The following is an 11764-nucleotide window of genomic DNA, read 5'->3' as shown; positions in this document are numbered from 1 at the left end:
GCGCGCCACTTCAAGGCGCAGGCCGTCGAAATCGGCGTGGTCGCCGCGGCGCGGAATACGGCCCAATTGGCCGCCCATCCAGCCGCCCACGCTGTCGTACTCGTCATCGGGCAGTTGGCAGCCGAACACTTCGTTGAAGTGCGAGATATCGGTAGCCGCAAGTACGCGCCACTGGTTCTCGCCTTCGGGGAAAATGGAATCTTCTTCGGTCTCGTCGAACTCGTCTTCGATGTCGCCGACGATCTGTTCCAGCACGTCTTCCATCGTGACCAGCCCGGAAATGCCGCCATGCTCGTCGATGACGATGGCCTGGTGGTTACGGCTGGCGCGGAACTCGTGCAGCAGCACGTTCAGGCGTTTGGATTCGGGAATGAAGACGGCGGGGCGGACCAGCGTGCGCATTTCGATGTTGGGCTCGAGCATGCAGCGCAGCAGATCCTTGGCCAGCAGGATGCCGATGATGTTGTCGCGATCGCCCTCGTAGACGGGGAACCGCGAATGCGCGGTTTCGATCACCGAAGCCACCAGGTACGGGATGGGCTGCGTGACATCGAGCAGATCCATGCGCGAACGCGGGACCATGATGTCGCCGACGGTGCCCTCGGACACGGCAAGCGCGCCCTTGATCATCTTGTACGACTCCGCGTCGAGCAACTGGCGTTCGTGCGCGGCTTCGAGGACGGCCTTGATGCCTTCGCGGTCCTCGGGCTCTTTGCGCACAAGGGAAAGCAGGCGGTCTAGGAGGGATTTGGTGGCGGGTTTGGCAGAGCGAGCAGGCGTCGCTTCGGGAGCAGGGTAAGGGTCAGACATCGTCCGGGAGGACAAGTTAGGGAGGAGCCAGCATAACCGATACTGGCCCATCGTTTGTAACGCCGGCCCGGAAAATGGCTGCAATGGACGCGATCTGCGCCTTGCTGCACGCCATTTTCCGGCATTTTCTCAGGGTTGTCCCGAGGCCTCCGGCACGCGGGCGGCGGCGGTCAGTCGGCCACGTACGGATCGGCAATGCCCATCTGCGCAAGCGTCGCGGTTTCCAGGGCTTCCATGCGCTTGGCTTCGCGCGCCTTGATGTGGTCGTAGCCCAGCGAATGCAGCACGCCGTGGATGGTGAGGTGCGCGGCGTGGTCCAAAAGCGTCTTGCGCTGCTCGCGGGCCTCGCGCACCAGCACGGGCACGCACATGACGATGTCGCCGCGCGCCACGCCCACGGGATCCACGCCGTACTCGAAGGTCAGCACGTTGGTGGCGTAGTCGCGGCCGCGGAAGTCGCGGTTCAGGCGGCGGCCCTCGGCCGCGCCGACCAGCCGCAGGCTCAGTTCTGCGGCCGAAAACTCCACCAGACCGTCTTCAAAGGCGGCGCCCAGCGCGCGCTCTGCCCAGCGGCGCAGGCGCCAGCGGGGCAGGCGGGCCTCTTCGACGCCGTACTGCACGGACAGGGACAGCTCAGGCTTCATCTTCGGCGGCGCGGTCGTAAGCGTCGACGATGCGGGCGACCAGAGGGTGGCGCACGACATCGCGGCTGGTGAACTTGGTGGTGGCGATGCCCTGGACGTCATGCAGCACCTTGACCGCATGCGCCAGCCCGCTTTCCTGGCCGCGCGGCAGGTCGACCTGCGACGGGTCGCCGGTGATGACCGCCTTGCTGCCGAAGCCGATCCGCGTCAGGAACATCTTCATCTGCTCGGGCGTCGTGTTCTGCGCCTCGTCGAGGATGACAAAGGCGTGGTTCAGCGTCCGGCCGCGCATGTAGGCCAGCGGGGCGATCTCGATGGTCTGCTTCTCGAACAGGCGCTGGACCTTTTCGAAGCCCATCAGGTCGTACAGCGCGTCATACAGCGGGCGCAGGTACGGGTCGACCTTTTGCGCCAGGTCGCCAGGCAGAAAGCCCAGGCGCTCGCCCGCTTCGACGGCGGGGCGGGTCAGCACCAGGCGTTGGACCGTGTCGCGTTCCATGGCGTCGATGGCGCAGGCCACGGCCAGCCAGGTCTTGCCCGTGCCGGCGGGGCCGACGCCGAACGTGATGTCGTGCTTGAGGATGTTGTTCAGGTAGTCGCGCTGGCGCGGCGTGCGCGGGCGCAGGTCGCTGCGCTTGGTGCGCAGCGCGATGCCGTCGCTTTCATCGTCCAGGGCGGGCAGGGCGTCCAGTTCCCGGGCCTGCTCTTCCTTGAGCTTGTCTTCCTGGCGGCCCACCCCGATCTCGACCAATCCAAGCTGGATGTCATCGATGGACAGGGCGCGGTGCACGGCCTGTTCGTGGAAGCGGCGCAGGATGCGGCCAGCCAGTTCGGCCCGCTCGCCTTCGATGGTGACGCGGCTGCCGCGGCGGGACAGCTTGACGGTCATGCCGTCGGCAAGTTGCCGCAGGTTTTCGTCCAGGGGGCCACAGAGATTGGCCAGGTGGGTGTTGTCGCCGTCCAGGTTGACGATGACGGGCATGCTGCGACGCGCGCGGGGGCGGGGTGTGGTCATTCAGCCTCTTGCGAAGTGCGGTCCACGTCGGCCACGCGGGCACGCAGCGAATTCGTGTGCGCCTCGGTGATGATGACGTCGACCATTTGTCCGATGAGCCGCGCGGGCGCGGGGAAATTGACGATGCGGTTGTTCTCGGTGCGGCCCATGAGTTCGTTCGGGTCGCGGCGCGAGGGGCCTTCGACCAGCAGGCGCTGACGCGTGCCCACCATGTTGCGGGCGATCGTTGCCGCCTGGTCGTTGATGAGCGCCTGCAGGCGCTGCAGACGGCGCAGCTTCACGTCCTGCGGGGTGTCGTCGGTGAGGTCCGCGGCGGGCGTGCCCGGGCGGCGCGAGTACACGAACGAAAACGAGGTGTCGAAGCCGACGTCCTCGATCAGCTTGAGCGTCTTTTCGAAGTCTTCCTCGGTCTCGCCGGGAAAGCCCACGATGAAGTCCGAGGACAGCGTCAGATTCGGGCGGGCGGCGCGCAGGCGGCGCACGACCGACTTGAATTCCAGCGTGGTGTAGCCGCGCTTCATGCCGGCCAGCACGCGGTCGCTGCCGGCTTGCACCGGCAGGTGCAGGAACGACACCAGCTTGGGCAGGCGGGCGTAGGCGTCCACCATGCGCTGGGTCATTTCCTTGGGGTGCGAGGTCGTGTAGCGGATGCGCTCGATGCCGGGGATTTCATGCACGTATTCCAGCAGCATCGCAAAGTCGGCGATCTCGTCGGAATCGGTCATGCGGCCGCGGTAGGCGTTCACGTTCTGGCCCAGCAGCGTCACTTCCTTGACGCCCTGGTCCGCCAGGTCGGCCACTTCGATCAGGACGTCGTCGAACGGGCGCGAGACCTCTTCGCCGCGCGTGTAGGGCACGACGCAGAAGCTGCAGTATTTGCTACAGCCTTCCATGATCGAGACAAATGCCGTGGCCCCTTCGACGCGCGGCGGCGGCATGTTGTCGAACTTTTCGATCTCAGGGAAGCTGATGTCGACCTGCGAACGGCCTTCGTCGCGGCGGCGCTTGATGAGATCGGGCAGGCGGTGCAGGGTCTGCGGTCCGAACACCACGTCCACATACGGCGCGCGTTTGACGATCGCCTCGCCTTCCTGGCTGGCGACACAGCCGCCCACGCCGATGACAAGGTTCGGATTGGTCTTCTTCAGGTGTTGCACGCGGCCCAGATCCGAAAACACCTTTTCCTGCGCCTTTTCGCGCACGGAACAGGTGTTGAACAGGATGACGTCCGCCTCTTCCGGGTTGTCGGTCAGTTCGAGCCCGCCCTGGTCCTCGCGCAGCACGTCGGCCATCTTGTCCGAGTCGTACTCGTTCATCTGGCAGCCGAAGGTGCGGATGTACAGCTTGCGGGGGGAGCCGGCGCCGGGAGTGGCCGAAGGCAGGGCGGCGGAGGCGCCGTCGCGGGGATTGCCCGCGCGCTTGAGAGAGGTTTCTTGCATGATGGTCGCCGTGACGGGTGTAGATCCCGGGGGCTGGAAAGGGGGAAAGGGCGGATTTTAACCCTTGCCCAAGAATTGTTTCTTGGAGGCGCGCGCGTTGGCCGTTACGATAGCGGTCCGCGCGCCCGCAGGCGCCGGTAAAATCCCTTTTTTCTCCCGAGCGGCACCGATGAATTCCAATCGCCTTACGCCTCCGGCAGCCGCTCCCTCCCTCGCTGGCGGGACCGGTTCCGCAGTCCAGGACGAATACCGTAATCCGTATCCCGCGTCCGTGTGGGCGCTGCTGGCGGGCGCGCTGGCGCTGGCCGCCGCGGCGTGCGCGCTGTGGGTCGACCTGCCGCTGGCCATCTGGATCCAGAAATCGGTGTCGGAAGGCGTCGACCAGTCCTTCGAATGGGTGGGCGAGCTGGGCGAAAGCGGCCATTACATCGTCATGGCGCTGGCGTTCTACGTGATCGGCCTGGTGGGTCTGGCGCGCGGATGGCGCAATCCGCTGCGTGTCAGCTATGCCGCCATGGCGCGCGGCAGCCTGCTGATGCTGTCGACCATGGCGGTCGGCGGGCTGGTGGTGCTGGTGCTCAAGCGCACCGTGGCCCGGGCGCGGCCCGAGTTGTTCTTCGAGCAAGGCATTTACGGATTGGGCGAATCGTTTTCGCGCGCCCAGCAGTTCAATTCCTTTCCGTCCAGCCATACCTATGCCGCCTTCTCGGTGGCGGTGGTGTTGGGCATTCTGGCGCCGCGTTGGCGATGGGTGTTCCTGCTGCTGGCGGCGCTGGTGGCGATCAGCCGGCTGGTGAACCTGGATCACTACCTGTCGGACGTGATGACGGCTGCCGGCATCGCCGTGCTGGTGGGGCACTATCTGGCCCCCCGCGTGCTGTGCAGCAAGTATCAATGGCCGCTGCGCGCGCCGTGGCGTTGGTGGAAGAAGGGCTAAGGCAGCACCTGGACGCCAGAGAAGACCGCGGGGAGGCAGATCACCCCCGCGGTTTTTTTTCGTTCCGTGGATGGCGTTGTTGTGGGGCGTTGCTTACAGGGACGGATACCCTAAGGCGGCAAGCCGTGGATGAAACCAAGGCTTCCGGCCGACGGTGAAGCCAAGGCGTCCGGCCGCGGATTAACCCAAGGCGTCCGGCCGCGGATGAACCCAAGGCATCACGCCACGGCTAAACCGCAGGCGTCACGTCAGCAGCTTGATCCCGGACGGCGTTTCGATCTGCGCGCGCAGGCGGGGCGGGCCTTCGGCCTGCTCCACGTCGATCAGGCTATCCGCACCCATCCAGGCGAGCCCCTGGCGCAGCAGCGAGGCGCGGGGGTGGCAGCCGGTCAGACGCAGCAGCCGCAGCGGCTGGCGCGGCAGCGTCGCGCCCGGCGTGTTTTCCACGTCCCATTGGATCAGCGTCGGCAGCAGGCCTTCGCCGGCCTCGTAACCGGCTTCGCGCCACGCCGGCAGGCTGCCATCATCCGGCACAGTCAGGCGCCAGCGCAGGTCGCCGCGCGTCATGGCGATGGCGGGCGGCAGCCGGTCGGGGTGTTCGGCCTGCATGCGCGTCAGGTCTAGCGGCGCCTCCACGCGCGCGGCCCAATGGGCCAGGAATGGCCCTTGTTCGATGCGTGCGCGCACGTCGCCCTGGTCCAGCCCGAACCAGCGGGGGCGATCAGGCGCCGGCGCATCGGGATCGATGGCAATGACTTCCAGGTACACGCCGTCCGCCATGCCCAGCACCCGGTTATGGGTGCCCATGCGCGGATGTGCCCCGCCGCCCTGCGGCGCGATGCCGAGCAGGCCGGCAACATATTCGGTGCCGCTGGCGAGGTCCGCGGCGGCGATGACGATGTGGTCGATGGAGAGTTTCATGAGGGGCATGGTAACGAATGCGCGCGCGCCTGTATGCGTGGATCGCGGAGAAATCGATCTGATAAGCGCGAACGTCACGCAGCGACGGAGATGCCGGCCGCCTCTGGCCGACGTGCCTTGCGCACCCGGATTTCGACGCGCTGGTCCAGCGCAACCAGCGCCTGCATGACCCGTTCCAGAGAGATGTTCTGAAGCTTGTACCTCCGGATCTGAGACACCTTGGGCTGCGTCATCCCTGTCAGCGCGGCGACCTCCCGCTGGTTCAAGCCGCGCTCGTCGATCAAGTCGTTGAATCGGATGGCCAATTGGACCTTGGCGGTGAGCTCCGCTGCGTCTTCAAAGCCGAGGTCGTAGAGCACGTTTTGCGTGCCGGAATTGTGGTGACGTGTCATGGAGCGCTCCGGGCCAGGTATCGGCGAGCCATTGCCCGCTTGAGCCGGCGTGAAATGAGATCGAGGTCGCTTTGCGGTGTGCTGATGCCGGATCTGGATTTTTTCTGGAATGCGTGAAGGACATGGATTGCTGTGTCGATCTTCATTGCATAAGCGGTGCGGTAAGCATTGCCTCGTTCAGTGTCGACCAGTTCATACACGCCAGATCCCAGTCCTTTCATGGCTTTGCGGCATCAGGCCAACGGCCGCATTGCAGGGTGTACAGCGACATCCCCATGCGCTTTTGCAGGGGCACCGGGAATGTTTTGAAATCCTTTCTGGAAGATGCCTCTCAGAAAAGCAGCTTGGGTTTGTTCGTCCACATGAATATACCTGTTCGGATATATATATCAACCGCTCTTGCGGGGAATCGGACAAACTAACCGGGGTCACTGAAGCAGGCTATTCGTGCGAACCGCAAATTGCCTGACCCAAAAAGAAAAACCCGTCGCAAGCGACGGGTTTTGCATGTCAGCAGGCTGGCAATCAGGCGACTTCGCCTTCCTCGCCTTCCTTCTTGACCGGCTTGACCAGGTCTTCGCGCTTGACGCCCATCCACATGGCCAGCGCGGCGGCGACGAACACCGACGAGTAGATGCCGAACCAGATGCCGATGGTCAGGGCCATGGCGAAGTAGTGCAGGGTGGGGCCGCCGAAGAACAGCATGGCCAGCACCATCATCTGGGTCGAACCGTGGGTGATGATGGTCCGCGAGATGGTCTGGGTGATGGCGCTGTTGATGACTTCGTGCACGTCCGCCTTGCGGTACTTGCGGAAGTTTTCACGGATCCGGTCCATGATGACCACGGATTCGTTCACGGAGTAACCCAGCACGGCCAGCACGCCGGCCAGCACCGCCAGCGAAAACTCCCACTGGAAGAACGCAAAGAAGCCCAGGATGATGACCACGTCGTGCAGGTTGGCGATGACGCCGGCGACCGCGAACTTCCATTCGAAGCGGAAGCCTAGATAGATCATGATGCCGATCACGACGACCAGCAGGGCCATCAGGCCGTTGTGCAGCAGTTCTTGCCCCACCTGCGGACCCACGAACTCGACGCGGCGCAGTTCGACGCCCGAGTCGGCGGCCTTCAGTGCGGCCATGACGGTTTCGCTCTGCGTGGCGGACGTCTGGCCTTCCTGCAGGGGCAGGCGGATCATGACGTCGTGCGAGGTGCCGAAGTTCTGGACCTGGAAGTCGGTGTAGCCCAGCTTGGACACCACGCCACGCACGTTTTCGAGCTGTGCCGTCTGGGCGTAATTGACCTCCATGACCGTGCCGCCGGTGAACTCGATCGACAGGTGAAAGCCGCGCGTGACGATGAAAAAGACCGCCAGCAGGAAGGTGACGAGACTGATGATGTTCAGCACCAGCGCATGGCGCATGAACGGGATGGTGCGGTGAATCCGGAAAAATTCCATTTTTCGCCTTCGGTTCTTTTCTGTGGCGGACGGCCCGGGCCGTCCGCCCTATTTTCAGTTTGCCTTCGGCTTCCAGACTTCGCCGATGGAGATCGAGGTGAGCTTCTTCTTGCGGCCGTAGTACAGGTTGGCCAGCGCGCGCACGCCCACGACAGACGAGAACATCGAGGTGAGGATGCCCAGGCAGTGAACCACCGCGAAGCCCCGGATCGGGCCCGAACCGAAAGCCAGCAGCGCCAGGCCCACGATCAGCGTGGTGAGGTTCGAGTCAAGAATGGTGCCCCACGCGCGTTCGAAGCCGTGATGGATGGCCTGCTGGGGAGTGGCCCCCGCGCGCAGCTCTTCCCGTATGCGCTCGTTGATCAGCACGTTCGAGTCAATGGCCATGCCCAGCGTCAGCGCGATAGCCGCGATACCCGGCAGCGTCAACGTCGCCTGCAGCATGGACAAGAGGGCCAGCAGCAGCAGCACGTTGAACGTCAGGCCGATCGTGGAGAACACGCCGAACAGGTGGTAGTAGATGATGATGAACGCGGCGATGGCCAGGAAGCCGTACAGCGTCGAGTAGAAGCCCTTCGAGATGTTGTCGGCGCCCAGGCTCGGGCCGATGGTGCGTTCCTCGATGATGGACATCGGTGCGGCCAGCGCGCCGGCGCGCAGCAGCAGTGCCGTGTCGGCGGCTTCCTCGGACGACATGCTGCCCGAGATCTGCACCTGGCCGCCCGCGATTTCGCCGCGGATGACAGGCGCGGTGACCACTTCGCCCTTGCCGTTTTCGAACAGCAGGATGGCCATGCGCTTGTTGATGTTGTCGCGGGTGACGTCGCGGAAGATGCGGGCGCCCTTGGAATCCAGCGTCAGGTGGACGGCGGCCTGCTGGGTCTGCGAATCGCGGCCCGGCTGGGCGTCCTGCAGGTTTTCGCCGGTCAGGATGACCTGGCGGCGGACCAGGATGGGACGGCCGTCGCGGTCGTTGTAGCGTTCGAGACCAAACGGGACGCTGCCGCCCAGCAGCGCGGCCTGCGCGGCGGGGGAGTCGTCGACCATGCGGATTTCGAGCGTGGCAGTGCGGCCCAGCAGTTCCTTGGCCTTGGCCACATCCTGCACGCCAGGCAGTTGCACCACGATGCGGTCCGAACCCTGTTGCTGAATGACCGGTTCGGCCACGCCCAGTTCGTTGATGCGGTTGTGCAGCGTGTTGATGTTCTGCTTGAGCGCGGAATCCTGCACGCGGGTGACGGCGGCCGGGTTCAGGGAGGCCAGCAGCAATTGCTTGCCGCCTTCTTCGCGTTCGGTGAATTCCAGATCCGGCAGGCGCGAACGCAGCGTCGAGATGGCGCGGTCGCGGTCGTCGGTGTTGGCGAAGGTGGCGGCGATGCTCTGGCCGGAGCGTTCAACGCCGGTCACGGGGATCTTCTGGTCACGCAGCACCGAGCGCACGTCGGCGGACAAGGAGTCATAGCGGGCGGTCAGGGCGCCCTGCATGTCGACCTGCAGCAGGAAGTGCACGCCGCCGCGCAGGTCCAGACCCAGGTACATGGGCTTGGGCGCGAACCAGCCCAGCGCGCGCATCCAGGGCGGCGAGGCGGGCAGCAGGTTCAGCGCCACGGTGTATTGCGGGTCGCCGGGAACGGTATTGAGCGATTTTTCGATCAGGTCGCGGGCCTGCAGCTGCACGTCGGTCGACGGGAAGCGGGCGCGCACGGTGCCGAGCGTGCCGTTCAATTCGAAATAGGCGCCTTCGTTGGGGATCTTGGCGTCGGCCAGGATCTGTTCCACGCGGGCCAGCACGGCGGTGTCGACCTTGACCGTGGCTTTGGCGCTGGACACCTGTACGGCGGGGGATTCGCCGTAGAAATTGGGAAGCGTGTACAGCAGGCCAATGAGGACCGCGACCAGGACCGTAATGTACTTCCAGAGGGGATAGCGGTTCATTGCCGGCTACTTCATTTAAAGAGATGAAAGGGCCGCCCGAGCGGGTGAGCGCGGCGGGCGGCGGTAGGCGCCTTCAAGGACAAGAGCCCCGTTGGGGCTCTTCTGGGACGCTTACAGGGCCTTGATGGTTCCCTTGGGCAGAACGGTCGAGACCGACGACTTCTGCATGATGACTTCGACGGGCTTGTCGGCCAGTTCGGAGACTTCGACGGTGACGTAGCTGTCGTTGACCTTGGTGACCTTGCCGAGCAGGCCGCCGGCGGTGACGACTTCGTCACCCTTGGCCAGGGCCGCGATCAGGTTGCGGTGTTCTTTCTGGCGCTTCATCTGCGGACGGATCATCAGGAAATAGAGGATCACGAACATCAGGATGATGGGCAGCATGCCCATCAGCGCATTGCCTTCGGGGGCGGCGGCCTGGGCCACGACGAGGCTGGCGGTATCGATAACGGACATTGAATTCTCCTGCGTTTGAGTCTGTTTGGGTTTATCGCTATGTTTTTAATGCGCCCATCCCCGCGCGAGCCATGGATAGGGCAAGCCGACTATTGTATAGAGGTTATCGCCCGCCTTTAACCAGGATGTCATCCCGGGCGTCAAGGCGGCTTCCGCTTGCAGCGGCGGCCTGCCCGGACAAATGGGGGCGAAACCTGCCGGTAAAAGCCCCTGGCGGGGCTTTTTTAACCGGCTACTCGATGCCGCGGGCGCGGTCCGCGGCGAACTGGGCGCGCCAGGCGTCAAAACGGCCTTCCGCAATGGCCTCGCGCATTTCCTTCATGATAGTCAGATAGAAGTGCAGGTTGTGCAGCGTGTTCAGGCGCGCGCCGGTGATTTCGTTGGCGCGCTGCAGGTGGTGCAGGTAGGCGCGCGAGAAATTGCCGCAAGTGTGGCAGCTGCAACTGGGGTCCAGCGGACGGGTGTCGTCGCGGTACTTGGCGTTGCGAATCTTCACGTCGCCAAAGCGCGTGAACAGCCAGCCGTTGCGCGCGTTGCGGGTGGGCATGACGCAGTCGAACATGTCGACGCCGCGGCTCACGCCCTCGACCAGGTCTTCGGGGGTGCCCACGCCCATCAGGTAGCGCGGGGCCTGGACGGGCAGCTTGGGCGTCACGTGCGCCAGGATGCGCATCATGTCTTCCTTGGGCTCGCCCACCGACAGGCCGCCGATCGCGTAGCCATGAAAGCCGATGTCCTGCAGCCCGGCCAGGGATTCGTCGCGCAGCGACTCGTACATGCCTCCCTGCACGATGCCAAAGAGCGCGTTCGGGTTGCCCAGGCGGTCAAATTCGTCGCGCGAGCGGCGCGCCCAGCGCAGCGACATGCGCATCGAGCGGGCGGCCTCTTCGACGGTGGCGGGGCGGCCGTCGATTTCATAGGGCGTGCACTCGTCGAACACCATGACGATGTCGGAATTGAGCGAGCGCTGAATGCGCATCGATTCTTCGGGCGTGAGGAACAGGCGCGCGCCGTCGATGGGAGAGGCGAACTTGACGCCTTCCTCGGTGATCTTGCGCATGCCCTGCAGGCTGAACACCTGGAAGCCGCCGGAGTCGGTCAGGATGGGCTTGTCCCACTGCATGAAGCCGTGCAGGCCGCCATGCTTTTCCATGATTTCCGTACCCGGGCGCAGCCACAGGTGGAAGGTGTTGCCCAGCACGATCTGCGAGCCGATTTCCTTGAGCTCGTGCGGCATCATCGCCTTGACGCTGCCGTAGGTGCCCACCGGCATGAAGATGGGGGTTTCGACCACACCGTGGTTCAGCGTGATGCGGCCGCGGCGGGCGCCGCCGTCGGTGGCGAGCAGTTCGAAGTTGAGTCCGGTCATGAGGCAGGGGTTTCGATGAACATGGCGTCGCCGTAGCTGAAGAAGCGGTAGCGCGCGGCGACGGCGTGGGCGTAGGCGCGGCGGATGGGCTCGACGCCGGCCAGCGCCGACACCAGCATCAGCAGGGTCGACTGGGGCAGATGGAAGTTGGTGACCAGCGCGTCCACCACACGGTACTGGTAACCGGGGGTGATGAACAGACGCGTGTCGCCTTGGGCGGGGGCCAGCGGGACGCCGGGGGCGGTGTGGCCCTCGGTCTGCGCGGCGGCCGATTCCAACGCGCGCACGCTGGTGGTGCCGACGGCGATCACGCGTCCGCCCTTGGCGCGGGCCGCGGCAATCGCGTCCACGGTGGCCTGGGGCACGGTGAACCACTCGGCGTGCA

13 protein-coding genes are annotated in these 11764 nt (G+C 64.8%); 1 reads left to right on the top strand and 12 read right to left on the bottom strand.

From position 1 onward, the window contains the following. The 4 genes from B3446_RS07140 to miaB all read right to left on the bottom strand — a co-directional run. The coding region (locus B3446_RS07140; protein ID WP_291378820.1) for an HlyC/CorC family transporter at positions 1–810 on the bottom strand (810 nt) is incomplete at its 3' end. A 170-nt stretch (positions 811–980) separates the two neighbouring features. Continuing rightward, positions 981–1454, bottom strand: a complete 474-nt coding sequence (gene ybeY, locus B3446_RS07135; protein WP_175124530.1) for an rRNA maturation RNase YbeY — start codon at positions 1452–1454, stop codon at positions 981–983. Continuing rightward, positions 1444–2469: a PhoH family protein gene (locus B3446_RS07130; RefSeq protein WP_175138175.1), complete on the bottom strand. Its 1026-nt coding sequence runs from the start codon at positions 2467–2469 to the stop codon at positions 1444–1446. Before B3446_RS07130 ends, ybeY begins: the two co-directional genes overlap by 11 nt. Then, a complete protein-coding gene (miaB, locus tag B3446_RS07125) occupies positions 2466–3908 on the bottom strand; it encodes a tRNA (N6-isopentenyl adenosine(37)-C2)-methylthiotransferase MiaB (protein WP_291378815.1) in 1443 nt (480 codons plus the stop codon). Before miaB ends, B3446_RS07130 begins: the two co-directional genes overlap by 4 nt. A gap of 169 nt (positions 3909–4077) precedes the next feature. Here miaB and B3446_RS07120 point away from each other — a divergent pair, with 169 nt between their 5' ends. Beyond that, entirely contained in the window at positions 4078–4845 is a 768-nt protein-coding gene (locus tag B3446_RS07120; RefSeq protein ID WP_291378813.1) for a phosphatase PAP2 family protein, read from the top strand. 243 nt (positions 4846–5088) lie between these two features. On the opposite strand, the gene B3446_RS07115 is transcribed toward B3446_RS07120, so the two are convergent. From B3446_RS07115 to B3446_RS07080, 8 genes are all read right to left on the bottom strand, one after another. Beyond that, positions 5089–5766 (bottom strand): VOC family protein, encoded by a 678-nt coding sequence (locus B3446_RS07115; protein WP_291378822.1) that lies wholly within the window; start codon positions 5764–5766, stop codon positions 5089–5091. A 74-nt stretch (positions 5767–5840) separates the two neighbouring features. Further along, on the bottom strand, positions 5841–6158 hold the full coding sequence (locus tag B3446_RS07110) for a helix-turn-helix domain-containing protein (protein ID WP_291378811.1): 318 nt from the start codon (positions 6156–6158) through the stop codon (positions 5841–5843). After that, positions 6155–6358 carry a type II toxin-antitoxin system RelE/ParE family toxin gene (locus B3446_RS07105; protein ID WP_349680021.1) on the bottom strand — a complete coding sequence of 68 codons (204 nt, stop codon included), beginning with the start codon at positions 6356–6358 and terminating at the stop codon, positions 6155–6157. The genes B3446_RS07110 and B3446_RS07105 overlap by 4 nt, the downstream gene beginning before the upstream one ends. Positions 6359–6683: 325 nt before the next feature. Then, a complete protein-coding gene (gene secF, locus B3446_RS07100) occupies positions 6684–7619 on the bottom strand; it encodes a protein translocase subunit SecF (protein WP_175124534.1) in 936 nt (311 codons plus the stop codon). 54 nt (positions 7620–7673) lie between these two features. Next, on the bottom strand, positions 7674–9554 hold the full coding sequence (gene secD / locus B3446_RS07095) for a protein translocase subunit SecD (protein WP_286897963.1): 1881 nt from the start codon (positions 9552–9554) through the stop codon (positions 7674–7676). Positions 9555–9665: 111 nt separating this feature from the next. Beyond that, complete coding sequence (gene yajC / locus B3446_RS07090; protein WP_042794815.1) at positions 9666–10010, bottom strand: preprotein translocase subunit YajC; 345 nt, start codon at positions 10008–10010, stop codon at positions 9666–9668. A gap of 232 nt (positions 10011–10242) precedes the next feature. Then, the gene (gene tgt, locus B3446_RS07085) at positions 10243–11379 is read right to left on the bottom strand and encodes a tRNA guanosine(34) transglycosylase Tgt (RefSeq protein WP_191576032.1); all 1137 of its coding nucleotides are present in this window, start codon (positions 11377–11379) and stop codon (positions 10243–10245) included. Continuing rightward, positions 11376–11764: S-adenosylmethionine:tRNA ribosyltransferase-isomerase (locus tag B3446_RS07080; RefSeq protein WP_291378796.1), on the bottom strand; the 389-nt coding region annotated here is incomplete at its 5' end. The genes B3446_RS07080 and tgt, both read right to left, overlap by 4 nt.

The sequence above is a fragment of the Achromobacter sp. UBA5777 genome (genome assembly GCF_002418565.1).
In the GTDB taxonomy this organism is placed as follows: Bacteria; Pseudomonadota; Gammaproteobacteria; order Burkholderiales; family Burkholderiaceae_B; genus Achromobacter; species Achromobacter animicus.
Note: the sequence above shows the minus strand (reverse complement) of the source record. Positions and strands in the feature narration are given on the sequence as shown.